The 26,025-nt window shown below is 60.7% G+C and carries 15 protein-coding genes; 2 read left to right on the top strand and 13 right to left on the bottom strand.

Features of this window, described 5'->3' with window-relative positions:
- Positions 1-4: 4 nt before the first annotated feature.
- On the top strand, positions 5-1,225 hold the full coding sequence (locus GTP45_RS01945) for an NADH:flavin oxidoreductase/NADH oxidase family protein (protein ID WP_161012193.1): 1,221 nt from the start codon (positions 5-7) through the stop codon (positions 1,223-1,225).
- Here the strand turns inward: GTP45_RS01945 and GTP45_RS01950 are convergent.
- The 11 genes from GTP45_RS01950 to GTP45_RS28480 all read right to left on the bottom strand — a co-directional run bounded on the left by GTP45_RS01950 (position 1,182) and on the right by GTP45_RS28480 (position 22,362).
- Positions 1,182-3,992: a glycoside hydrolase family 2 TIM barrel-domain containing protein gene (locus GTP45_RS01950; RefSeq protein ID WP_161012194.1), complete on the bottom strand. Its 2,811-nt coding sequence runs from the start codon at positions 3,990-3,992 to the stop codon at positions 1,182-1,184. The genes GTP45_RS01945 and GTP45_RS01950 overlap by 44 nt on opposite strands.
- Positions 3,992-6,355 (bottom strand): glycoside hydrolase family 95 protein, encoded by a 2,364-nt coding sequence (locus GTP45_RS01955; protein ID WP_161012195.1) that lies wholly within the window; start codon positions 6,353-6,355, stop codon positions 3,992-3,994. The genes GTP45_RS01950 and GTP45_RS01955 overlap by 1 nt, the downstream gene beginning before the upstream one ends.
- On the bottom strand, positions 6,352-7,893 hold the full coding sequence (locus tag GTP45_RS01960; RefSeq protein WP_161012196.1) for a GH39 family glycosyl hydrolase: 1,542 nt from the start codon (positions 7,891-7,893) through the stop codon (positions 6,352-6,354). Before GTP45_RS01960 ends, GTP45_RS01955 begins: the two co-directional genes overlap by 4 nt.
- Positions 7,890-10,763, bottom strand: coding sequence for a glycoside hydrolase family 31 protein (locus GTP45_RS01965; protein WP_161012197.1), 2,874 nt, complete (start codon positions 10,761-10,763; stop codon positions 7,890-7,892). The genes GTP45_RS01960 and GTP45_RS01965 overlap by 4 nt, the downstream gene beginning before the upstream one ends.
- A gap of 19 nt (positions 10,764-10,782) precedes the next feature.
- Entirely contained in the window at positions 10,783-12,429 is a 1,647-nt protein-coding gene (locus tag GTP45_RS01970; RefSeq protein WP_161012198.1) for a GH35 family beta-galactosidase, read from the bottom strand.
- A gap of 22 nt (positions 12,430-12,451) precedes the next feature.
- On the bottom strand, positions 12,452-15,448 hold the full coding sequence (locus tag GTP45_RS01975) for a TonB-dependent receptor (protein WP_161012199.1): 2,997 nt from the start codon (positions 15,446-15,448) through the stop codon (positions 12,452-12,454).
- 354 nt (positions 15,449-15,802) lie between these two features.
- Entirely contained in the window at positions 15,803-16,771 is a 969-nt protein-coding gene (gene xylF / locus GTP45_RS01980) for a D-xylose ABC transporter substrate-binding protein (RefSeq protein ID WP_371874410.1), read from the bottom strand.
- 79 nt (positions 16,772-16,850) lie between these two features.
- A complete protein-coding gene (gene xylB / locus GTP45_RS01985; protein WP_166454506.1) occupies positions 16,851-17,630 on the bottom strand; it encodes a D-xylose 1-dehydrogenase in 780 nt (259 codons plus the stop codon).
- Between the two features lie 84 nt (positions 17,631-17,714).
- Positions 17,715-18,929, bottom strand: coding sequence for a XylR family transcriptional regulator (locus GTP45_RS01990; protein ID WP_161012690.1), 1,215 nt, complete (start codon positions 18,927-18,929; stop codon positions 17,715-17,717).
- 125 nt (positions 18,930-19,054) lie between these two features.
- Positions 19,055-20,935 carry a WD40/YVTN/BNR-like repeat-containing protein gene (locus GTP45_RS28475; RefSeq protein WP_229258299.1) on the bottom strand — a complete coding sequence of 627 codons (1,881 nt, stop codon included), beginning with the start codon at positions 20,933-20,935 and terminating at the stop codon, positions 19,055-19,057.
- The gene (locus GTP45_RS28480; protein WP_229258300.1) at positions 20,935-22,362 is read right to left on the bottom strand and encodes a GDSL-type esterase/lipase family protein; all 1,428 of its coding nucleotides are present in this window, start codon (positions 22,360-22,362) and stop codon (positions 20,935-20,937) included. Before GTP45_RS28480 ends, GTP45_RS28475 begins: the two co-directional genes overlap by 1 nt.
- A gap of 183 nt (positions 22,363-22,545) precedes the next feature.
- Here GTP45_RS28480 and GTP45_RS02000 point away from each other — a divergent pair, with 183 nt between their 5' ends.
- On the top strand, positions 22,546-23,124 hold the full coding sequence (locus GTP45_RS02000; protein WP_161012201.1) for a PEP-CTERM sorting domain-containing protein: 579 nt from the start codon (positions 22,546-22,548) through the stop codon (positions 23,122-23,124).
- Here the strand turns inward: GTP45_RS02000 and GTP45_RS02005 are convergent.
- Complete coding sequence (locus tag GTP45_RS02005; protein WP_161012202.1) at positions 23,096-24,736, bottom strand: glycoside hydrolase family 43 protein; 1,641 nt, start codon at positions 24,734-24,736, stop codon at positions 23,096-23,098. The genes GTP45_RS02000 and GTP45_RS02005 overlap by 29 nt on opposite strands.
- A complete protein-coding gene (locus tag GTP45_RS02010; RefSeq protein WP_229258301.1) occupies positions 24,733-25,947 on the bottom strand; it encodes an MFS transporter in 1,215 nt (404 codons plus the stop codon). Before GTP45_RS02010 ends, GTP45_RS02005 begins: the two co-directional genes overlap by 4 nt.
- Between the last annotated feature and the right edge of the window lie 78 nt (positions 25,948-26,025).

Genomic DNA, 26,025 nt, shown 5'->3' on the forward strand with positions numbered 1-26,025 from the left:
ATCTATGCTCTTTACGTCACTCACGCTGCCGAACGGTAGCACCCTGCCCAACCGGCTCGCCAAGGCGGCCATGGAAGAAAGCCTGGCCGAACCGGGCCAGTTGCCGGGCGCCGTCATTCAGCGTTTGTATCAGCGCTGGGCCGAAGGCGGCACCGGTTTGCTCATTACCGGCAACGTCATGGTCGACCGCCGCGCGCTCACTGGCCCCGGCACCATTGCGCTGGAAGCTGGCACGCCACTTACGCCGTTCCAGGCGTGGGCGCAAGCCGCGCGCTCGCACGGCGCACAAGTTTGGATGCAGATTAATCATCCCGGCCGTCAGGTGATGGCGAATATGGGCGGCTTGGCGTGGGCGCCATCGGCCGTGGCGCTAGATCTGGGCAAGCACAGTAAGTTGTTTGCACAGCCGGTGGCCATGAGCGCGGCGAATATCGCAGAAGTGATTCAGCGCTTTGCAGATACCGCCTACGCCGCCGAGCAAGCGGGCTTCAACGGAGTGCAGATACATGCGGCGCATGGTTATCTGCTGTCGCAATTCCTGTCGCCGCTGACCAATCGCCGTGACGACGAATGGGGCGGTAGCTTGCAGAACCGTGCACGCTTGCTGCTGGAGGTGGTGCGCGCGGTGCGGGCACGCGTGTCGTCTGGATTTAGCGTCGCGGTCAAACTCAACTCCGCAGACTTCCAGCGCGGCGGTTTTTCGGAAGACGACGCACGGCAAGTGGTGCTGCTGTTGAATGAGCAAGCGGTTGATCTGATCGAACTCTCAGGCGGCAGCTACGAAAGCCCTGCCATGCAAGGCCGTACGGCTGATGGCCGCACGCTGGCGCGCGAAGCTTATTTCCTCGAATTCGCACAGGCGCTGGCCGCCGTTGCACGGATGCCGGTGATGACTACCGGCGGCATCACCCGTCCGGCGATTGCGGAACAGGTGCTGGCCAGTGGCGTGGCCGTAGTGGGTATAGCCACCGCGCTATCCGTTGCACCGGATCTGCCGCAGCAATGGCGCAGCGGCCACGCATTGAACGCGGCGGCGGCGCCGGTCAACTGGAAGGACAAGACCTTGGGCAGCATCGCCACCATGGCGCTGGTACGGCGTCGCATGCGTACGCTGGGCGCGGGTGGCAGCAGCGGCGGCAGCTTCAGTCCTTTGTGGACGCTGATTGCCGATCAGTTTCGCGCTAGCGTGTTGACGCGCCGCTACCGGAAGTGGCTTCTCCAATAACGATGTCGATGGTGTTCTCCAGCCAGATGCCCAGATTAGGCGTACGCGCTTGCTGGGCTGATGGCCCTAGTTCTCCCGGTGGATTGAACTTGGTGCCGACCGGGAGGATCGCGTTGAGAAAGGAGATGTCGCCGGGCGGGAAATCCATATGCGTTCCTTTCGGCTCGGAGCCTTCACCGCTGGCTTCCTTCGGCGTGAACACGCGCAGCGCGATGTCGTCGGCGTGATTGATGAACGTGATCGGCAAGTTCTTGGTCACCAGCGTCGCCCAGTAAACCTTGTCGTGGAAGCCTTTGAATTCAGGGTAGTTCCACGACAAGCCGGTGACGGTGTCGTTGTAGTCTTTCTGCCAGACGTCGAACTCCACGCCTTGCGTGCGGTTCTTCCATACGCGGTAAGGGCCGCGGCCCAGCCAGCGCATGGATTTCACTTCGCTTTCAGGATAGTCGAAGGTGACGCCAAGCGCGTCGACATAGCGACTGCCTTCCATTTGGTAGCCATAGTTCACGCTTAGTTTGCCGGCTGCGTTGAGTCGCCACTTCACCTCGCGCAGGTTACCGGTGTATTCAGCGGATACCACGACATCGTTGCCATCACGTTCGGCCTGTATGCGCTTGAGTTCCGCCTTGCCGGCAACGAGGCGCGGGCCGTTGGTCAGTGGCGAGATGATGTCGCCCTGTTTCAGTTCGCGCAGATAGCCGGTGGACTTGTCGATGATGGCGCTCAGTGCGCCGGCACGCAGGCGATAGCTATCGGCCAGCTCAGTCAGCGTGGCTGGCGCGGTCTGCCCGCTGGCGACCGCTGCGTCCACGGCTATGCGTTCTGCGACTTGCTGCGGGCTGGCGATCATCCACGACCACGTATAGATCTCGCGGCCATCGCGGTCGATCGCGGTGAAGTACAAGGCATCCTGCTTGCTCCAATCACGTGGCAAAGCGATGCTGGTGACACCACGCATGCCGGCTGCGGCGTCTGGCGCTTTGGCTCTTCCTTGGGCGACAACGGTGTGACCAGCATCGGCGCCAAAGCGCACCAGCTGCCAACTGAATTTCAGCTGATTGAGGTTGCTGAAGTCATACCGATTCTCCAGCGTGATCGCACCATCAAAGCTCGGCGGCAGCGATGCCATCTCCGACAACGGCAAATACACCGGTGACCAAATCTTCTTCACTGCAAAGAAGCTGCCCTCCTTCTCGCGGTACGGCCCTACGATGCCGTCCGGTGCGAGATTACCTGCAACGTCAATGGCACCGCCACGGTCATCGCGCACAATGCCCTCATCGGCAAAGGCCCAAATAAAACCGCCAGCACTAAGCGGATTAGCCAGCATCGCTCTCCACCAATCGTTCAAGCTTGCACCTGCGCCGCCATCGTACAAGCCATGCAGGAACTCGGTCGGCATAAACACATCGCGGCCGTTGAACAGCGAAGTCGCGCAGCAGTTATAGGTTGGGTAGTGCGCAGTATAGATGCCGCCAAAGTTTTCCCACGGATGAATCACCGGCCGCTTCTGCACATCCCAGTTGGCGAACAAGCGATCCAGGTCGCGATTGAAGCCACCCTCATTGCCATTGGCCCAAAACAGAATCGATGGATGATGCTGGTCTCGCTTCACCAGTTCTTTCACCAGCGGAGTAGAAACGTCCGTATCGTAAGCCTTCTGCCAGCCCGTCAACTCGTCGATCACGTACAGCCCTACTTCATCAGCCACGTCGAGGAAATGAGGATCGGGCGGATAGTGCGACATGCGCACCGCGTTCATGTTCATTTCCTTCATCAGCTTCGCGTCTTGGTAGCTAAGAGCTTTGCTGGTAGTGCGGCCGGAAGTCGGCCAGATCGAGTGGCGATTCGATCCTTTCAAGCGCACCTTGCGGCCATTGACGTAGACGCCGTCACGCGGCCGCAGCTCAATCGTGCGAAAGCCGATGATCTTGCTCACCTCGTGAACCGTCTTGCCGCCATTGAGCAATTGGAAGCGTACTTGATAGCGTTGCGGATTCTCCGCCGACCATGGCACGATGCGATCTACACGTCCGCGCAAATGCACCTTGCCGTCGACGACCTCCGCGCTTATCTCCTTGCCCAGCGACGCACCGGATAGCGTGGTGACGCGCGCACTGACCTTGCCGTTTCTTTCGCCAGCGAGGAAAACGTCAGCATTAAACTCACCGGTGTGTCGTGCATCGAGGCTGATGCGCTCAATGTTTGCAAGCGGCTTAGCCTCCAGCCACACCGGCCGATAGATGCCGCTGAATAGCCAGAAGTCCGCGCTACGTTCGGCGCGGTTGACCGATTCGTTGGCGGAGTAACGGTTCACCGTCACTTCCAGCTGATTGCTCTCGCCAGGCTTGAGCAAGCGCGTGACGTCGTAACGGAATTCGTAAAAGCCCCCCTGATGCACCGGACCTGCTGGCAGGCCGTTGATCTTGACCAGCGTGTCCGTCATCGCCGCGCCGAATACGATCTCAATCTGTTTGCCGCGCCACGTGGCGGGCACATTGAACTGGTGGCGATACACGCCCATGCTATCCGGCGCGGGATCTTTCTGCCAATCGTTGTAGTAGCGGTAGGTGCCGAAGCCCTCCATCTCCCAATTGGATGGAACCGGAATCTTCTTCCACGCACCGGCGTTGCGGCCACCGTTAACTTGAAAGTCCCACTCGACGCGATGGTCTTTATCGGTGCCGCTCAGGTATTGAATCTGCGTTGGGTCAGCAAGGCACTGGCTGCTCAGCGCCAGTAAGAAAGCACTCAGCAGCCAACGCATTACAAACTCCTTCCGAATTGTTTGCTTTCGCCGATTTTCAAGTTCAGCGGCACCACCTTGCCGCCGTAACGCACCTTACCTGCACCCTCGCCCGCAGTGCGGCGGATGGTGGCGGAGGTCAGCTTGCCGTTGGCCCAGCTCAGATCAACTTCGTAGCCGCCGCGTGCGCGCAAGCCTTGCACCGAGCCGCTGCCCCATGCCGACGGCAGTGCAGGCAGCAGATGGATTTCACCAGTCTGCGACTGCAGCAGCATTTCACAGATGGCCGCCGTCGCACCGAAGTTGCCATCGATTTGGAACGGAGGGTGGGCGTCAAACATGTTCGGATACGTCCCGCCGGCGTTGTTACTCTCCGTGCCTTGGCTGGCTTGCTGGGCGGCGCGCGCACCAGGCTTGGCGAGTTGGCCGCGCAGCATTTTGTAAGCGTGATCGCCATCCAGCAGGCGCGCCCAGTATGCAGTCTTCCACGCCATCGACCAGCCGGTGCCCGCATCGCCGCGTGCTTCCAGCGATTTTCGCGCAGCGGCGGCCAGTTCAGGCGTCTTGGTTGGCGAGATTTGGCGACCAGGAAATACGCCGAACAGGTGCGACACGTGACGGTGTGTATCGCCCGGCGTATCAAGCACTTTGTCTTTTTTCTCTTCCATCCATTCCAGCAGTTGGCCCCAGCTGCCGATACCCGGCGTGGCCAGCTTGTCGCGCATGGCGGCGATGCGGTCGCGGTACTGGGTATCGCCCAATGCGTCGGCGGCTTCCACGGTATTGTTGAACAAGTCCCAGATGATTTCCTGGTCATAGCTGACGCCATCTTCAATCGGGCCGTGCTCTGGCGACCAGCCGAGTGGCGCGACGAGGCGGCCGTCCGGCAGTTCTTTCAGGTAGTCTTCCCAGAAGGCGACGGCCTCCCGCATCATCGGGTAGGCCACGGTGCGCAGGAAGACTTTGTCCTGTGTGTACGCGTAGTGTTCCCAGAAGTGCTGCATGTACCATGCGTTGCCGGTCTTGTTCCACACGTAGCCCATGGCGCCGAAGGGATTCGACTCGGTACGCACCGTCCAGCCGCGTACCGGCTTGCCGGATTTGCTGACGAAGGTTTCTTCGCGCTGCACTGCTTCGCCGCTCAGGTCGGGCGCCGACATTTTCACCGAGGATGGATCAGCGATGGCCTTGGCGGCAGTGTCAGCCACCAGCTTGCGATAGACCGGCGCCATGCCTTGCACGAAGTCGAAGAACGGCTTTGCATGCTCGGAAAGGTTGGCCGGTTCGGCAGGCCAGTAGTTCATCTGAATGTTGATGTTGGTGTGGTAGTCCGAGTTCCACGGCGGCGTGAGACTATTGTTCCACAGGCCTTGCAGGTTGGCGGGCAGCGAGCCGCGTGAACTGGAGATCAGCAGGTAGCGGCCGAATTGGAAAAACTGCGCTTCCAGTTCGGGATCAAGACCTTCAGCGGTGTAAGCCTCGATGCGCTTGTCGGTCGTCAGCGCGCGGCGAGCGGCAGGCGCAGCGCCGAAGTCCACCGCGACGCGCTTGAACTGCGCAACGTAATCGCGTTCATGGGCAGCAAGAAGCGACGCCCACGCGCCAGGCGCGCGCGCGACGTCTGCGCCTGGCTCGGCGCTGGCCGACGGCTGCACTGCGCTCACGGCGGCGACTTCCGCGGCGACGCGAGGGAGCGGCGGCTCCCCGGCGAAGCGGCGGGCGGCATCGTTGACATAGCTGGTGCCCGCGCCGAGGATGAGCGTGATGGCGTCCGCGCCGGTGAAGGTAATCTTGCTGCCCTCCACCGTCAGCTTGCCGCCCTCGTTCAGCACCTGCACCTGGCTCGCATACTGCATCGCATTCGGCAGCGCGCCAGTCGCCACAATGCTGCCATCCTGCGCGCGAATCTGCGCACCGTGCATATCGGTCAGCTCTATCGAACCGGTGTACTGCCCGCGCTTATCCGCCGTCAGCCGTACCGCAATCACCTGCGCCGGATAACTGGCTAAGGCCTCGCGCTTGAACTTCACGCCGTTGTGCGTATAGCTCACCGTGTGCACACTGCGCCCCAAGTCCAGCTGGCGCGCATACGCCGTGGTTCCTTGCTCATGCCCCGGCAGATTGATATACAGATCGCCAAACGGCTGATACGCACCCATTGCTTTATCGTCGCCCGTCCACAGCGTGATGTCATTGAACTGCAAGCGCTCGCGCGCCAACTGTCCAAAGATCATCGCACCGATGCGGCCATTCCCGATAGGCAGCGCCTCCCTCTCCCAGCCCGCCGCCGTATCCGGCGCAGGCTGCGAATAGCGCAAGGTCAAATCCGGTGAAGCAGAAGCACTGGCGGCAATAAACACCGCCGCAAAAATCAATGGCTTCATTGAGGAATAATCTTAATTAGCACCACATCATTGACGCGCATCTTCACCTTTACCGAAGCCGCACCAGATGCAGGGACGCGCACCGTGCTGGTTTGCGGTCTATCCATGGTCAAGGCCTGCAAGCGCTCCACTACCCTCGGCGTCAGGGTCTTAGGCGATCCCAATTTCAGATAAGCCGTATGCGCATCATTGGCCTCAAAGCCGGTGCGATAAACGTTGACTGTATAAGCACCAGGCTTGAAGCCCTTCAAATCCACACTGATCGGCGCACCATCGCGCGTCGGCTGCACCGTGGTGTAGAAGCCGCGATTGCTGCGGCCCTGCTTCGGCGTCTGGAAGTCCCAAGCCAACACCTGCACGCCGCTGCCATCCTTGGCCGCATAGCTTTGCGCATCGGCCGTCTTGATCGCCGCATCACCCAGCTGATTCAGATACTTGTAAGCGAACCAGGATGGCTTGCGTATGCCCTGTGGATTCATCAAGCCAAAACCGCCTTCAAACGGCGCGGTCGGTGGGCCCGGCTCCTCGAACAAATCGCTGTAAGTCCAATAGCTCATGCCCTGCACGATGCCTTCGGTAGCTTTGAGCTTGCTCAAGATGTACGGCGCGCTGATGTAGGAATCGTGCACCGGGTCGCGCGGCGTGTAGCTGGTGCTCCATTCGGTGAAGTACAGCGGCATATCGCCATGGCCAGCAGCCTTCATCTCATTGCGCACTTTGCGCACGTCGCCAACGATGGCGTCCGGCGAAGGAGACAGTTTGGTATCGTCCTTGCCATTTTCGTCGAGGAAGCCGCCATCGACGCCGTAGGTATGCGTGGTGACAAAGTCCACCACCGAACCGGAAGCCTTGGCATGCGCCAGGAATTCCGGCACCCACGCCGCGCCAGCAGTCGAAGGCCCGCCAACGCGCAACGCAGGATCAATCGCCTTGATGGTGCGCGCGGTGTTATCGTACAAATCGAAGTAGGCCTTCTGGTCAGCCTTCTCCCAGAAGCCATCCAGATTCGGTTCGTTCCACACTTCGAAGAACCAGGTGCGCACCTCCTCTTTGCCGTAGCGCTCCTGCACGTGGCGCACAAAGGCATCCACCAGTCCTGCCCACTTCTTCGGATCAGGATGTGAGGTGTTGCCTTTCCAGTAGAAGATGCTCAGGTCAGAGCTGCGCATCGCCAGCGGCGTAAAGCCCAGTTCCACGAAAGGCTTCACGCCCATCTTCAGCAAACGGTCATACAGGTAATCGATTTTCGTCCAATCGTAGACCGGCTTGCCATCCACCTCCTTGTAGGTGCCCAGCACGTCGTGGAAGATGGCGTGGAAGCGTATGTAGCGGAAGCCTAATTCGTCCTTCGCAGTCTTCAGCTGCGCCAAGCTGTCGTCGCGGATCAGCGTACCCGGATAATCCGAGCCGACCGACAGATCGGCAAAGCGGTCGCGTGGCGTGGTCGGTGCGGCGGCATCCACCACGATATGACGGGTATCGGCAGCAGCGGCCATACCGGCCAACATCATCAACAACAATGCGGCAGGCTTCTTCATTTGGTCACCATGATCGCTTTGCCGTCGTAGCTGACTACCTTGTCGGCCACGTCGAAATTGTCAGTGCTCGACACACCCGGCTTGATGAAGCGCACCTTGAACTGGCGCTTGGCCACCATGCCCTTGTACTCACCCACGCGCGCGCCGATGGTGACCACGCCCGTCTTGTCGCTATAGCTCAACGGGATGCGGCTGGCTTCCCCACGCAGATAGCCATTGCTGACGCCATCATCCTCGTACAGGCTGAATTTGCCATCGGCGCCGGTGTACACGTACAGCGTGATCGGCGCATCCGGCTTCTCGTCCACGTATTGCGTCACAGGGCCGATAGGCAGAATCGCACCGGCTTTCACCAGCACCGGCATACGCGTTTCCGGTGCTTTGATCACGGCCGTGCTGCCGCCCTTGTGCAGCGCGCCGGTGTAGAAGTCATACCAGTCCGCGCCCTTCGGCATGTAGACGCTACGCTCGCGCGCGCCGTACACATACACCGGCGCCACCAGCATGCTGTGGCCGAACAGGTATTGATCCTTGATGTTCTTCACCGCGTCATCGTTCGGGAAGTCCATCACCAGGCCGCGCATGATGGCGCCGGACTCGTAATGGATGTCGGCGGCAGCCGAGTAAATATAAGGCATCAGGCGATAGCGCAGCTGGTCGTACCAGACCATCGATTCGCGCATCGGCGAACCTGCCGGCGAAATCTCGTGAATCTCGCGCTTCACCACTTCACCGTGGGAGCGGAACAGCGGCGAAAACGCGCCGAACTGGAACCAGCGCAGATTCAACTCGCGCCACTCTTTCATATCTTCCGGGTCGCCCTGCTTCGCACCGGTGCTGCGGTTCTCCTGTGCCGAGCCGACATCGCCGACCTGGAAGCGCGTTTCTTGCGCATAGCCGCCGATATCGTGCGTCCAGTTGGCGATGCCGGACATCGAGATGCTCACGCCCGCCGAAATCTGGTCGTACAGATTATTCCAGCGGCTGGCCGTATCGCCGCTCCACACGGCGGTAGCATTACGCTGAATGCCCGCAAAACCGGAACGCGACAAGATGAACTGTCGCTTCTCCGGCTGATCCTTCTTCAAGTGCGTGTAGAAGCCCTCAGTATGCACGAGGCTATACGGATTGAAGGTGATCTCGCCGCCGCCATAAATGGTCGGGCCGATGAGCTTTTTAAAGTCGCTCGGCCGCGTGTTGGACAGCACGTCCGGCTCGGTGTTATCCATCCACCACGCATCAAAGCCAAGATCCACCAGCTTAGGTTTCATCTGGCGATAGTAGATGTCGCGCGCTTCCGGCGCATACGGATCGTAGTGGCTGTTCTTGTAGCCCGGTCCTACCCAATCCAGTGCGCCATCCTCCACGTTCTTGGTCCACATGTGGCCCTTGGCCGCCAGTTCCTTGTAGTTGTCGGTGTTGGCGTAGAACTTGCCCCAGATCGAAATCATGATGCGCGCATTGGATTTGTGGACTTCATCCACCATCGCCTTCGCGTTCGGGAAGCGCGCCTTGTCGAAGTCGTGCGAGCCCCAGCCGTTTTCCGGCCAGTAGAACCAGTCCTGCACCATGTTATCGACCGGCCAGCCCTGCTTGCGATACTCGCGCAGCACGCCCAGCAACTGCTCCTGCGTCTCGTAGCGCTGGCGCGATTGCCAGAAGCCGTAAGCCCACTTCGGCATCATCGGCGCTTTACCGGTCAGGTGGTGATAGCCGGCGATGACCTTGTCGATGTTCTCGCCGTTGATCACGTAGTAGTTGATGCCCTGCGCGACTTCCGACGAGAAGGTCAGCGAATGACGTTCTGCTTCCGGCAGCGGATCGTTGTGCGTGATCGCCACCATGCCGCCGCTCGGCTTCCATTCCAGGTGCAACTTGACCGGCTTGTTGGCCTCGAACTTCACTTCAAAGTTGTGATACCAAGGATTCCAGCCCTGACGCCACACGTCCATGATTTGCTTGCCGTCGATGCTCAGCTTCGCGTAGTCCGACGAGTACAGCTGCATCTTGTGCACGCCCGCTTTGGCCGAGGACATCGAACCTTCCCACACCACTTTCAGGTTAGGCGCTTTCGGATCGCCAGCCTCCTTCGGCCAGTTCTCCGCCACGTCCTTCAGGTACTGGTAAGCGATATCCTTTTCCTGGCGCGTGAACACCAGCTTGTCGCCCACGTAGTAGCGCGCAGTCAGCCCACCGGCCTTACCGTCCGCATCGGTCAATTGCAGGTCGCGGCTCAGCCACGCATACGGCTTGGCGTCGCCAAAGCGCGAGATGGAATTGTTATCCCACAGGACGCCGTAGTTTTTATCCGAGACCACGAACGGCACGGCGATCGCCATATTGTGCTGCATGAGCAGCACGTCCTCGCCGTTCAAATTCATTTGATTGTTTTGATGCTGGCCCAAGCCGTAGAAGGCGTCCTTGGTGCCGTGGTTGAAGCCCTGCTTCACTGCGAGGAAAGGCTTACCATCAACCGATGTCGGCGACATGCTCTCCGCCTGCTGCGTCAAGAAGGCTTTTCCAGCAGCGTTAAAGAACTGTACTTGGCCAGTCGCCAGCGACACCGCCACCGAAATCTGCCTGGCCTTCAGCGTGACCTTATCCTTGCCCGACGCGCTGACACTGAAGTTACCGCTAACAGGAGCGGCCACCGTCATCAGCGATGGCGTCAGCGCCTTACCTGCTTGATCAAGCTTCACCACGTGGATGATGTTATCGGCCATGACCTCAAGCCGCACTTCCTTGGCTGCGCCGCTGTCAGGCTTGACCACCACGCCGGTGGCGGTCTTTTCAAACGTGCCGGCCATGGCGTGGCCGGCCATCATCACGGCCAACGCGGCGGCCGTGGGGACGAAAGTATTGATACGCATCGTGTCTCCGTTTTTATATTTAATACGTGCCGAGTTTAACCTTCAACACCACCGGATTGCCGGTAAGGTTGAGGCCATAGTCGGTTTGATCGCCATTCCAGTTGCGCTCCATGATCCATTTGCCTGCAGGGTCATAACGGCCCTCCTCCACGCGCGCCCACATGGACGGCTTGCCTTCGGCATGATCGATCTTCACGCGCGCACGCTGGCCGATGATGATGAATTCATTATCGCCGATCTGCGCAATCGACACGCCGCCGTTCGGCGACTCGGTGCCGGCCGGCAGATCCTTGACGTTCTTGAAGTATTCGCGCTCGCCAAACTGCCACTCGCGGAACGAGATAGTCGCCTTCCAGCCTTTCATGTCCACGGTTTGCGGCTGGCGGTCGTCGCCTTCCGCGATACCGTAAGTGCGGCCTTCAAACGCCCACTTGGCCCACTGGCGTTCCATCGGACGGAAAGCTGCGTAGATCTTGCCGAACGGTTCCACCATGGTCTTGTCGATGGCCTTGTGACCGAGCGGGAAATTGCTGTAGTCCGCGTAGTCGATGCCGAACGGCGCGAAGCCGATGGCGCCGCGGCCCAGCACTTGATAGGTGTAGCGCACGTACTCGGGCGCGTTGCTCATCTCCGGCACCATCAGCGGATTGTCCTTGCGCTGGAAGTGGTTGAGCGAGGCGGTGAACTTCTTCGAATCCGGGCCGTAGATATCCGGGCCGGCGAAATCGATATGCGGCGCGGCGGCGCGGTAGATATCGATCACGTCGTAGGTCGGGCCGCCGCTGGCGAAGTTGCCCTTCCATGGCTTGATTGGATTTTCCAGCGAGTCGCGCTGCGAGTTATTCACGTACATCGGCAGGTTGTAGACGGCGCGGCCGGCCTTGGCGATTTCTTCGATGTAGCTGGCGATGGAGTAAGCGTGGAAGTATTCGTCGGCGTAGTCGCCGTAGACCTGCTTCCACGTGCCGCTGGCAGCCAGCGCCACCGGGGATTTTTTACGCGCCAGCACGGCAGCAGGCACCGGCTGATTGAACAGCGCTTCCGCCTTGGGTGCGTAGTCGCGCGCAAAGCCGTAGGTGCCGACTTCATTCTCGACCTGCACCATGATGACGGTGCGCTGCGCTTCATCGATTTTCTTGATGTGGCCCATCAACGCCACGAAGGCCTTCTTGTCGGCCTTGAGGGTTTCCTCGCCTTGCGGCGACAGGCAGTAAATGCTCTTGCCCTCTTTGTCCAGCATGCGCGGGAAGCGCGCGTTGTTGAACTTGACCCATTCCGGCGCGTAGTTGGCGCCAGTGTTTTTCCAGGTGCCGAACCACAGCAGCACCAGTTTCACTTTATTCTTGCGCGCTTCAGCCACCAGCGTATCGACGTAGCTGAAATCGAATTTGCCTTCCACCTGCTCGATCTGTTCCCAGGCCACCGGGATTTCGAGCGTGTTGGCGTTCATGTCTTTAATCGCCGCGAAGACCTTGTTCAAGGCCAGCGGATAGTTACTGGAGTTCTGCGCCTGGCCACCGAGGATCACGAAAGGCGCGCCGTCCACCATCAAGGCGAAACGGCCATCCTTCTCTACGATCTTCGGTATATCCGGGGCGGCCGCCGCGCCAGTTGCGGCCATCAAAAAACTGAGGGAGGTAACAAGCTGGCGGGCGGTTTGCTTCATCTACTTAAAGCCTTTCTCTCAATTAGAAGTCGTAACTCAGTTTAGCCACTACGCGGCGACCGGTCTTGAACCATGCACGGCCCATCATACCGATATTTTGCTGCATGAGCTGCTTATAAGTTGCATCGGTCAGGTTCTGCGCTTCCAGGCCCAGTTGCAGCTTGTCGGTGAATTTGTAGAACACCGAGGCGTCCAGCTGGCCATAAGCATCCGACCAGGTAGGCAGCGCCCATGCGACATTGGTCTGGCCGTAGGTTGGGCTGGCCGGATTGGTGTCGGTAGCGTCGCCGCCCTTGGTGCCGTTGACGTTCACGCCTTGAAGTGCCTTCGAACGCCAGTTGTACGCCAAGCGCGCCGAGACCGGGCCTTTATCGTACAACAGCGCCAGGTTATACGATTGGCGCGACAGGTTTTCCAGCGGCAGATTGCCGAAGGTAGTGCCGTTGGTGTCGCAGCCATTCAGGTTCAGATTCAGGTTAGCTGCATTGTCGCCGCCGGTGCAGTACTTCGAATAGACCGGCGTGTACAGCTTACGCTCGCTGTCCACGAAGGTGAAGTTGGCTTGCACGCCGAGGCCAGACAGCGCGCCCGGCAGCTTGTCGAAGTACTGCTGGAAGGCCAGCTCCACACCGCGTGCATGGCCGCGCGCGCCGTTGATCGGGCCAGTGACGGTGAAGTCATGCAGCTTGCCCGCAGTATCCGGCAGCTGCTTGGTGTACACCTGCTTGACGATGATGTCCTTCAGGCGCTTGTTGAATACCGCGACGGTGAACGAACCGGTAGGAGCGAAGTACCACTCCGCCGTCAGGTCGACCTGCTTGGAGGTGGTTGGACGCAGCATCGGATTGCCGTCGCCGTTACCGGTCAGGCTTACGCTGTTGACGGTGGTGATGCCGGTGGCGGGATTGGTGCTGCTGTCCGCCGTTTGCGTCAGCGTGGTGTAGCCTTGCAGCTGCGTGAAGTCAGGACGCGACAGCGCCGACGCAACCGCGAAGCGGAACTGCAAGGTATCGGTAGCCTTCAAGCGCAAGTTCAGGCTAGGCAGGAAGTTATGGTAGTTGTTCTCATAATCCTTGCCTTCGGCGAACGGCTTGATGACCGGGACCGGCACGCCCGCCAAGGTGCCGCTCGGCACAGTCGAGCTGAAGACGGTGTAGCCGCGCGCGGTCGAATCGGTCTTCACATAACGCAGGCCGACATTACCGTCGATCGGGTATTTCAAGTTATCCCAGCCGAAGCGCATCTGGCCATACAGCGCCTTGGTCTTTTCCGATTGATCGTTGGTGCCAGCGTAGTTGTCGGCGCCGAAGGTCGCTTGCTGCCATGGTGCACAGGTACCGGTTGGATTCTGCTCCTTGCACAGGATGTCGTGGTAGGTATGCAGTTGTGCGTAGCTACCTGGGAAGCCTTGTGCCAGCGAGACGTTCGGGAACACCACCGACGGCACCGACACGCCTCCGTTGAAGAAGTTATTGAACGAGTGCAGGCTGGTATTACCACTGAAGCGCGGATCGCCCAGCGATGCCAGCTTGCTGATATCCCAGCCCACTTGCCACGGCTGGGTGATAGCGGCCCAGTTGTAATTCGGGTTGGAGTTCTGCGTGACCGCATCGCGGTCGGTCAAACGCACGCCAAAGCGGACGTCGCGCAGCACTGGGTGATCGAAGTCGTACTTAACGTCGGTCTTCCACGCGGTTTCCGTGGCCTTGCTCTGGTCAAGGTGCTCCATGGTGAACGCCCAGTAGTAATTCTTAGGGTCGGCCAGGTAAGCGCGGTCAGCGTCGGTGAACAAAATCTTCGGCACGTTGCCGCGCAGGTCCAGCGTTTCGCTCGGCATGGTCACGCCGGTAGCCACGGTGGAGTCGATGCTATGAGTGGTGGCCTTGATGTGCTGGAGGTCAGTGGTGACAGTCCAGTTGTCTTTGCGCCAGCGCAGGTTCCACGACAGGTCGGTGGTATCGGATTTACGGTTCGAGGTACGGGTGTCGTCGCCGAAGTTGATGCCGCCGTCGGCCGGATCGGTCAGGGTGCCGGTCAGCAGCTGGCCGTTGGCGCCAAAGGTGGCGTCAGGCGACACCTTGATGTTGTATGGGCTGGACTGCGCGAAGATCGCTTGTTCGTCCCACTGCATCTCGTACTTCGATTTGAAGTAGGTCAGGCTGCTCGACCAGTCGTCCTTCTTCCATTGCAGCGCGCCGTAAGCACCTTCGCGCTTGCGGTTGAATTCCAGCGTGCGCCACTGCGCGCCCTTCGGCACGAAGACGGTATTGCCCTTGGCGTCCTTGAGCGGATAGTAAGGCTCGACCTGGAAGGCGTCGGTGCGGGTGCCGCTTTCCGAGTAGGCCAAGTCCAGCAAGGCGCCGATTTCACCAATCGGCGTTTTCCAGCGGTTCGAGACCAAACCTGAAGCCGATGGCGAGGTCTTGCCCTTCTTCAGTTCCGACCAGGTGCGGTCAGCCGAGATGGACGCCTTGAAGCCCTTGTAATCGAACGGCATCGCGGTACGCAGATTAACCAAGCCGCCGACGGCGCCTTCGATCTGCTCTGCCGATGGATTCTTGTAGATGTCCACGCCGGACACCAGCTCAGGCGGCACGTCTTCAAAGTTCAGCGCACGGCCGCCGTTGGCGGAGAACGAGTCGCGGCCGTTTAATTCCGAGCGCACGTAGCTCAGGCCACGGATCGATACGCTCGAACCTTCGACCGAAAAGTGTTCCGGGTCGCCCTTGGCCATGGTGCGGTCGATGGTGACGCCAACCACGCGTTGCAGCACCTCGGTCACCGAACGATCCGGCAGCTTGCCCATGTCTTCGGCGACGATGGAGTCGACGATTTCGTCGGAGTTCTGTTTGATTTTCTGTGCCGACTGCAGCGCTGCACGCTGGCCGGTCACGATCACGGCGACTGGCTCGCCCTCGGTTTTAGGGGTGTCGGCCGTCTGTGCCACGGCGGCGCCGCTCAGCATCATCGTCATCTGGGCCAAGCCCATTGCGATGGCCGTTTTCTTTAAGTGTTTCATCTGCGATCTCCAAAGTTATACGAATTTTTCATAGCTCTTTGGCTATTCGTTATTGGTATTTCTCGTCGTCTGTGGGGTGTTCTCTGAACGCGGGTGCGAGTTATCCCGCCGGCGCTGAAAAGCGCGGTAATCTGGTCTTCATTGATGTCGTCTCGTTCGCTGTAATTTTTTTATCGCGTCGATCCACTGGCCGGGTGCCAATGTGCGCGATGATGAATCATTGTGCTGTCTGGGCAGACAACCCGCAATTGCGAAATTCACCAAGCGCGCGAACGATAATCAGCAATCGTCGCGCCAATCCTACAAATGAAAAGGGCCCGCTGATGCGGGCCCCGGTCATCGGCGATGCAGCGCTTACTTCACGCCGAGCTGCGCCTGCGTGTAGAAGCCGTCCTTCACCACCAAGTCCACATTGGCCTTGGTCAGCGCGATCGGTTTCAGGAACACCGAGTCCACTTCCTTGAAGCCGTTGTTGTACTTGGCGTTGAAGCCTGGCTTCTCGTTACGCACCAGCTGCACCGACAGCTTGGCCGCTTCCGATGCGATCAGTTTCAGCGGCTTGTAGACGGTCAGCGTTTGGGTGCCTGCGATCACGCGCTTCACTGCGGCCAGATCGGAGTCCTGGCCCGACACGGCGACCTTGCCGTCCAGTTTTTGCGATGCCAGCGCCTGGATCGCGCCGCCGGCGGTAGCGTCGTTCGATGCCACCACGGCGTCGATCTTGTTGCCGTTGGCGGTCAGCGCGTTTTCAACGATGGACATCGCCTCGGCCGGGCTCCAGTCCTTGACCCACTGCTTGCCCACCACCTTGACGTCGCCCTTGTCGATCAGCGGTTGCAGCACTTTCAGCTGGCCTTCGCGCAGCATCTTGGCGTTGCTGTCGGTCGGTGCGCCGCCCAGCAGGTAGAAGTTACCCTTTGGCTTGGCTGCCAGCACGCCTTGTGCTTGCAACTGGCCGACCATATTGTTATCGAACGAGATGTAGGCGTCGATATCGGCGTTCATGATCAGGCGGTCGTAAGAAACCACTTTGATCTTGGCCTTCTTCGCCTCGCGCACGGCATTGGTCAGTACCGTGGCGTTGTACGGCACGATCACCAGCACGTCGACGCCGCGCGAAATCAGGTTCTCGATTTGCGCGATCTGGCGCTGCTCGCTGGCGTCGGCCGATTGCACGAACACCTTGGCGCCTTGCTGCTCGGCGGCAGCGACGAAGTAGTCGCGGTCGCGCGCCCAACGTTCGAGGCGCAGGTCGTCAATCGAAAAGCCGATCTTGGGGTTCTTGGCGTCCGCCATAGCGTTACCGCCGGCGAAAGCCATCATCACGGCGATAGCGGCCGTGCTCAGTAATTTCTTCATTGTTTAAGTCTCCGGTTTAATTTTACTGCCCCGCTATGGTACATCAGGCGCCGTACCAGCCGGCATCCACATAGTACTCGCGGCCGGAACAACGCGCCGCACTGTCGGAAGCGAGGAACAGCGCCAGCGCTGCCACGTCGCCGATTTCCACGCGCTGCGGCAGGCATTGGCCGGCAAGGATGCGGGCTTCTTCTTCCGGCGTGTGCCACAGCGCTTCCTGGCGCGGCGTGCGCACGCCGCCGGGGATGATGGAGTTGACGCGGATGTTGTCGGGGCCGAGGTCGCGCGCCATGCCGCGCGTCATGCCTTCGATCGCGGCTTTCGCTGTCATGTAGAGCGTGAGGTCAGGCAGCGCAAGGTGCCAGGAGATGGAGCCGCAATTCAAAATCACGCCGCCACCCGCCGCCTGCATGCCTGGAATCACGGCCTGGGCGCAGAAGTACAGGTGGCGCAAGTTTACCGCCATGCGGTTTTCCCAGTACGCCGGCGTAACGTCCTTGATGGCGTGACGGTCGTCATTGGCGGCGTTGTTGATCAGGATATCGACCGTACCGATGGCCTCAAACACGGTGGCCACTTTTTCGAGATTGGTCAGATCGCAGTGCACGAACACCGGCGGCGCGGCCAGCGGCGACAAGCGCTCTTGCAGCGCGCGCGAATCTTTTTCTGCGATGTCGAGGAAGGTGACCTGCGCACCTTGCAGCGCAAAGGCTTCCACGATGCCGGCGCCGATGCCGCTACCGCCGCCGGTAATGACGACGCGCTTGCCGGCGAGACTAGGATAGATCGCCTGCTCGCGCGGCGTATTGATTGGTTTGTTCAAGGTCAGGTCTCCAAGGTAGCTGAAGAATTCTGACCCGCTTAAACATTAGCCGCAATTACGAAAATCACCAACAGCAGTCATAATTTACGCCGCCAGTTCCGGCGGCGGCAGCGCCGAGCCGTCATCGACGATGCCCAGCATGGCGCGGTCTTGGTAGGTGCGCGGCGTGCATCCGAGTTCGCGCTTGAACACCGCGTGCATATACTGCACCGAGGTGAAGCCGCAGCACAGCGCCACTTCCGCGATGCTGCGCTCACCACGCGCCAGCATCGACGTCGCCGCATCGAGCTTGAAGCGCAGGATCACATCATGCACGCTGCAATTGAGCTCCTGCCGGAAGTAGGACTCCAGCGACGAACGCGAAATGCCCACGTACTCCGCCACCTGGTGCGTCTTGATGCCTTGGCAGGCGTACTGGCGGATGAAGTGGCGCGCGCGCATGACGTGCGGATGCTTGGGCGCTTCGTGCTGGGTCGATGCCAGCACGTTGATGCCGACCGGGGGCACCAGCACGCGCGTGCCGCTCATGCGCACGCCGTGCAGCATCTGGTCCAGCAAGTGGGCGGCGGTGCGGCCCATCTCTTGCGCGCCCTGGATCACGGAGCTTAAGGGAATGCGGGTCAGCATGCGCGCCAGCGGATCGTTGTCGATGCCGATCAAGGCCACCTGCTCCGGCACCGCGATGCCGGCCATGATACAAGCCTGCATCAGCTGGCGCGCGCGCGCATCGGTGACGGCGATGATGCCGACCGGCTTGGGCAAACTATGCAGCCACTGGATCTGCTGCTCCACCGCCTCGTCCCACGACGGCGCGCTGGTGCCCAGGCCGCGGTAGATGTGCGGCTCCATCTTGTCCTGCCCCATCAGCGTGCGGAAGGCGTGCTCGCGCTCCTGCGCCCAGCGGTTTTCCTGCGCTTCCGGCAGCGAGAACATGGCGAAGTGGCGCAGGCCGGCCTCGATCAGGTGATCGCGCGCCATCTTAATCAGCTTGAAGTTATCGGTGGCGACGTAAGGCACGTCGTCGGGATAGGCGGTTTGATTTTCATACGAGCCGCCCACCGCCACCACCGGAATGCGGCTGCGCGTCAGGGCTTCGGCCACGGCCGGGTCGTCAAAGTCGGCGATGATGCCGTCACCCTGCCAGCGCTCGATGCCGGGCAGGCGCAGGCGGAAGTCCTCTTCCAGGAACAAATCCCACGCCGCGCGCGTGGAGCTGAGATAGGCGGCAACGCCGGCGATTACCTCGCGGTCAAAAATTTTATTTGCATTAAACAGCAGTGCAATCCGGTGTGACTTCATCTGCATTTCGACTACCCCGCTCCGAGACGTATGTACCCTTCTTGATAGTAACCGCCGTCTGGATGATGCAGATATGAAAAATTTCGCTTGATCCATAACGAAATCGACTAAATTCTTTAGAGAAATTACGTTTTCGGCTTGCCGAACACGATGCCACGGCCTGCGGTGCTCATGTAAACCACGCCGAAGGTGTTCATGTCGCCGACGACAAACTGGGCGTCGCCGGGGCCGCCATACTGGTGCTGGTCGTCGTTGATGCGCAGCCAAGAGGCGCCGCTGTCGGTCGAACGGTACACCCCGCGTACGCCGCCGACCTCGCCCCAGATGTAGACGGTTGGGTAGCTGGCGCCCGGCGCGGCCTTGCCGAAGCCGACGGCGGCCGCGTAGCTGACACCGGCCACGCCAGTGAAACTGGCGCCGGAATCGCTGCTACGCACCAAACCACCGTCGTACAGCGCTACCCAGACATCGCCTTCGCGGCCCGGCACAGCGCGCACGGCTTTCGAGCCGCGCGGCGATGGCAGCACGGCCGCCGTCGGTGCGAAGCTGGCGCCGGCGTCGGTACTGAGCAGCAGGCGGTCGTCGGCCAGTGCGTAGAACTTAAGCGGGTTGATTGGATCTGCCACGGCGCGCCCGCGCTGGGTGTTCAGGCCTGTCACTTCGTTCCAGGCCTTGCCTTCGTCGATGGAGCGGTAGCAGGTGGTAGAGTTTTCCGGGCAGTGCACGATCACCTTGCCATCCGCGCTTAGCGCCAGTTGGCCCTTCACGCCGTTCATGCTGGCGGTTTTGGCCCACGTTACGCCCATATCGTGCGAGATGTACATGGCGGTGCCGGCGCGTGCCACCACCTTGGGATTCAGCGCCGCGTAATCCAGTCCCCAAGTGGTGCCCATGGTCGGCGTATGGATAGGCGAGTACTGCGTAACGTCGGTGTGGCGGAAGCCGTCGTAATCGCCAATCGCGGAAATCAGCGGGCCGCCGGGAATGCTGACCAAATTCAGCGGCACGGATTCTTCCAGTCCCCGGTCTTCAAACTTCCACACCGGCTTGGCCGCATGGATATCGGTCGAGACGAACACGCCATTGCCGGAGACGACCATCAGCCGCCTGGTGTCGAAGGGATCGAACTCGATACTGGCGGTCCAGTGGATGAAACTGCCGGCGATCCAGCTCACGCCGTTGCTGTCGATCTGCACGCCGTTGGCAACGATGCTGTTCCAGCTTTTGCCGCCGTCCAGGGTTTCGTAGAACTGGTCGCCGATGCCGCCGCGCATTTGGTAGTGCGAGATGGTGGAGACGATCATGCGCTGCGGGTTGCCCGGATCAACGGTAATGCCGGAGTAGGCGCGGTTCAGCGGCGGCGAAATGTCGGTCCAGCGGCCGCTGGCGATGTCGTACTGCCATACGCCGCCTTCTTCCAGCCCTTCGCCCTTGGCCTTGTCGGCATGCGGCCCAGCGCCCTGCGCGAAGGTGACCACCAGCTTGCCGTTCGCGGCCACGGCGCGGCCGGGCATCAGCTTGCCTGGGCCGCCCGGCATCAGGCTGAAGGTCTGGCCGCCGTCGGACGAAACATACATATTGTCGCCGTAGCGCGAAACGCCGACGAAGATTTTGCCGCCGTCCAGCAGCACGAAGCTGATGCCGTTCTTGTTGTTGGTGGTGGTAACGTCCAGGCCGTCCAGACGATGCCACGTCAGGCCTTCATCGGTGCTCTTGAACAGGCCGTTGGCGCGGGTGCCGACGTACAGGATCTTGCCGTTACGCGGATCGACTTGCAGCTTTTCGCCATTGCCGCGTCCCATGCCGTTGCCGTGGATTTTGAACTGGCTGGTAACGTCGATGCGCTTGAAAGTCTGGCCGTAGTCGTCCGACTTGAGGATCGCACTGGCGCCGCCATTGAGGTAGGCGACGCCAGCGGAGAGATACAGCTTGTTGGGCGACGATGGGTCGATCGCCAATGATTCAATGCCGAGCAGGCCGGTGTCCTTATCGGACACCCAATCCATCAGCGGAATCCAGCGTTTTTTTTTACGTCCCAGCGATACGCGCCGCCGACGTCGGTGCGGGCGTAGACCAAGTCCTTCTCGGTCTTGCTGGTGATGATGCCGGAGACAAAGCCGCTGCCGCCGATGGCGACGTTGTCCCACGCGTACTGCCCGGCGGCCGGCAGCAGCTTCGCCAACTCCGGCGCCATGGCCTTGGCCCAGATCGCGTAGCCCTTCTCGTTCGGGTGCAGCAAGTCCGGCATGATGTCGCGCGACAGCGTGCCGTCCGCTTGCAGGAAGGCTTGGTTGATATTGGCGAAGAACACCTTCTGGTTGTCGGCAAAGCCGGCGATGATGGTGTTGATCTTCTCGTTGATCTGGCGCAGCTGGTCATCCGGCTTTTCACCGCGCGGGAAGATCGCCAGCAGCAGGATCCGGGTATTCGGCAGGCGCTTTTGCAGCTCGTCGATATTGCGCTTGATGCCGATGGCGGTGGTCTTCGGATCTTCCTGGCGATGGCCGGTGTTATTGGTGCCGAACATCAGCACCGCGACTTTCGGATCGATGCTGTCCACCTCGCCGTGCTGCAAGCGCCACAGCACGTTCTCGGTGCGGTCGCCGCCAAAGCCGAGCGCGAGGCCGTTCAGCGGCTTGTAGTAGCGATTCCAGATCGGCGCGCCGTCCTTTTCCCAGCCTTCGGTGATGGAGTCGCCGATGAACACCACTTGCGCGCTCTTGCCGAGCTGCCTGGCTTCCACTAGCTTCTTCTCGTGGCGCTCCGTCCACCAGCTGATCGACCACGACTCGTTGAGCTTGTCCGGCGTGACGGAGACGGTTTTGTAATCCGGGCAGCTGACGTTGGGCTTGCCGCTGAGCTGATACTTGACGTTGGCGACGGCAACCTTGCCCGCGCCGGTGCCGTTCAATTCGAACGGCTGGGTGATCTTGCTGAAGTCGTCGCCTTCGCGGTAGAAGCAGCTCGCTGCCACCACCAGATGCTGCCAGCCCTTGCCGGCCGCCGCGCGCGCCGGAAGTACGTAAGGCACGCTGCGCTCGCACTGCTCGCCGCACTTGACGCGGAACGACAAGCCGCCAGCCGACATCTCTTGCACATTGAGATCCAGCGCCAGCACGCCCTTGTCCAGGTACGGACGCAGATCAACTGGCTTGCCGCCCTGCACCCGCAGGCTGGCGTACCAGGCCTTGTTGAAATTGAGGGTCAGCGCGTCATCCTTCTTCGCCTTGGCCGACTTGCTAACGGCGACCACACCGTCCGGTGTCTTGGGGATTTCCACCGCGTCGCCGTCCAGCGTCTTGCTGGTGTCGGCGTCGGAAATGCTGATGCGGCCGGCCTCGAGCGGCTGGCCGGCATACACATCCAACTCCTGGGGCGCCGCGATCGCGGACGAGGACAGTACAGCCAGAACGGCGGCAAGGCGGATATTCATGGGGTTGTCTCGCTTATTTTTTATGCGCTCCATTGTGCTGGCACGAAGCGCGGGTTGCAATTATGAAATTCACCAACTTAAACAATGATATTGAAAGCCAGCCTTTAACGCTGGCCGTGCGTACGCGCACAAAGTGACGGCCTGAACACTCATAAGATCCTCTCAAGCCCAAAGGAGAATCCCATGCACTCGTTCACCCGTTCCTGCTTGCTCGGCCTTTGCTTGACACTCAGCCTGCCGCTGGCCATGGCACAAAGCCGCATCGACCAAAATCAGCCGGAGGCGTCTTTACCCATCGCCGGCCTGTATCAGACCGGGCTGGCGCAATCGTTCCAGACCGCGGCGGCCAGCATCACCGGCGCTGGCGCCATGCTGCGGCAGACCGAGGAAGCCGGCCCCATCACGATATCGCTGTGGGACGCGCTGCCCTCGCAAGGCGGAGTCAAGCTGGCGGAAGGCGTAGCACGCGGCCTGGGTAGCACCTGGGTGGACACCTTCTGGACGCCGGTGCAAGCCACCGCCGGCAAAACCTACTTCCTCGTCTTCACGAGCGATATTCCGTATTTCATCCTCAACGGCTCGGACGACGTCTACAAATTTGGCATGGCCTACGCCAATGACTACGCCGCCTTCCCCCAATACGACTACGCCTTCCGCACCTACGCCGGCCCGGCCGCACCGCCAGTGCCGGAGCCTGCCACCGTCGCCATGCTGCTGGCCGGCTTGTCTGCGCTTATCCTGCGTCGCCGCTTCTTGGGTTGATGCAGTACGGCCGCTCGCGGTATTCAAAGTAGTCAAAGTCCGCGTGCAGGCCGGCGCCAGACATGTCCTGGCAGGCCATGCCGACAAAGGCGCCCGTGAAGTTGGGCTGGCCCGGTGCGTTGGCTTCGTCCGATAAGATGCTGGCATCGAATTGCTGCGGCAGCCATTGCCACTCGCCGCCGTCCACGCGATACGCGAAATACAGGCGTTCTTCGTCTACTTCCACCCGCAGTTGCACCGGCACGCCCGACGGCAGCGCGATCGGCGCGGTGAAAGTGTCGGTCTGCACGTGGTTGGGCAGGCTGGTCATCACGCGCAGATGCTTGCCGGCTTGTTCGTCGTGCGTGATGTACAGGTAGTGGAACTTGGCCGCGCCGTAGTAGCACACCAGCCCGGCCTGCTGCTGGTAGTGCTCCGGTTCGAACTCCACCACTGTCGATGCGCTGTAGCAGTGCGACTGCTGGCGGCGCGCCACCAGCGCTTGCTTGAATTGGCTGCCCAGCGTTTCACGTCCAAACAGCCGCAGATGGCCAGGACGCGCGGTCAGGCTGAACAACTCTTCGGGCCACGGCGTGCGTAGCCATTGGAAGGCTGGCGGCAATTGCGGCGTATCGAATTCTGCGCGCACTGGCTCGGTATCGAAGCGGTATTCCGGCAAGCCCGGTGCGCGCGCTTGCATTTCCGGCGTGCCTTGCCCATCCAGCGTGCGTAGCCAGCCATCCTCGCCCCACACCATAGGCTGGATCGCGGTCTCGCGGCCCAGCGTGCAGGTGCCGCGATTGCGCAGCGGCCTTCCGCACAGGTAGACCATGTAGGTCTGGCCATCCTGCGTCTCCACCAAGTCCGCGTGGCCGGCGCGCTGCAAGGCTGCATCGGGTCGATGGCGCGCGCTCAGGATCGTTTGGTCTGGATGCAGTTCGTACGGCCCGTTGAGATTGCGCGAGCGCGCCATGGTCACGCCGTGATTCCAACCGGTGCCGCCCTCGGCGGTGAGCAGGTAGTAGTAGCCGTTGCGCTTGTACAGGTGCGGCGCCTCGGTCAAGCCATGCGCCGTGCCCTGGAAGATGTTTTCGCGCTTGCCTACAAGACGACCATCTGCGTATTCCTGCATCACAATGCCGGCAAAGCGATTGCTGCCGGGACGGTGATCCCACAACTGGTTCAGCACATACTTGCGGCCATCGTCGTCATGGAACAGCGACGGATCGAAACCGCTGCTGTTGAGATACACAGGATCCGACCACGGCCCTTCTATCGTCGGACTGGTCACGAGGTAATTGTGGAAGTCGCGCAAGGAAGCACTGCCCGTCGCGCCGCCGGTAGAGGTGCGTCCGTAGCGCTTCACGTCGGTATAGATCAGCCAGAACAAGCCGTCCGCATAAGTCAGGCACGGTGCCCATACGCCGCAAGAATCGGGCGCGCCCAGCATATTGAGCTGGCTGGCGCGCGTAAGCGGACGCGTCAGCAAGCGCCAGTTGACGAGATCGCGCGAGTGGTGAATCTGCACGCCCGGATACCACTCGAAAGTCGAAGTCGCAATGTAGTAATCATCGCCCACGCGCACGATGGACGGATCGGGATTGAAGCCGGTCAGGATAGGATTTTGAATCATGCAGTTTTCTCTCGCACCAAGGCCCAAAGCAATGCCGCCGCCACCAGATCCAGCACGGCAAGGCTGATAAAGAATGGCGTATAGCCCACGCTCGCCATCAGCCCGCCGATCAGCAAGGAGAAGATCAGCAGGCCGAGGTTGCCAAAGGTGCCGCACATGCCGGCCACCGTCGCCACCTCGTTACGGCGGAATAAGTCGGACGACATGGTAATCACCGTGACCGACAAGGTCTGGTGCGCAAAGCCTGCCAGGCTGAGCAAGGCAATCGCCGCGTACGGGCTATCGACGTAGCCGACAAAAGCGACGCCCATCATCATGCACGCACCAAGCGTGAACGCGCCACGCCGCGCATTAATCAGGCGCACGCCGCGCTTCTGCAAGGCCAGCACCACCAGCGGCCCGAACATGCAGCCAAGGTCGGCGGCGAGAAACGGCAGCCACGCGAACATCGCAATCTGCGCCAGATCGAAATGACGCACCGTGGTCAGATACAGCGGCACCCAGAACGCCAGCGTGCCCCATGCGGGATCGGCCAGAAAGCGTGGCAATGCAATGCCCCAGAAGTTGCGCATCTTGAGAATGCTGAGAATGGACGGCTTGGCGCCGTCGCCTTCGAGGTGCTGCTCCTTGCCGGCGGCGATATGCTGCGCCTCCTCGGCCGACAAGCGGCGATGGCGCGCCGGCGCGTCGTACAGCAGCAGCCACGCGCACACCCAGATCAAGCCCAGCGCGCCGGTAATCACAAACGCCGACTGCCAGTGGTAATGCAGGATCGCCCACACCACCAGCGGCGGCGCCAGCATGGAACCAAACGATGCGCCGATATTGAAGATGCCGCCCGCCAGTCCGCGCTCCTTGGCCGGGAACCATTCCGACACGGCTTTCATGCCGGCCGGATTGGCCGAGCCTTCGGCCAATCCCAGCAGGCCGCGCAGCACGGCCAGCGTCTGCCAGTTGGTGGCCAAGCCGTGCGCCATGCAAATGATCGACCACGCCGTCGCAAACATGGCGAAGCCGAATTTCAAGCCGATCACATCGAGCACGTAGCCGCACAGCGGCTGCAACATGATCGTGCCCTGGAAGGCGGCCGTGATGTACGAGTATTCCTTGGTGGAGATATGCAGATCAGCCAGCAACGTGGGCGCCGCCACCGCCAGCGTACTACGCGTGAGGTAATTGATGACCGCGCCCAGCATGATCAAGCTAATCATCCACCAGCGTAGCCCCCGGATTTTAGAACCAACCATGTTTGCGCAATCATCAAATAACGGGAGTGCAAAGATAGCACA

It is taken from the genome of Duganella rivi, assembly GCF_009857435.1.
GTDB classification, from domain to species: Bacteria; Pseudomonadota; Gammaproteobacteria; order Burkholderiales; family Burkholderiaceae_D; genus Rugamonas; species Rugamonas rivi.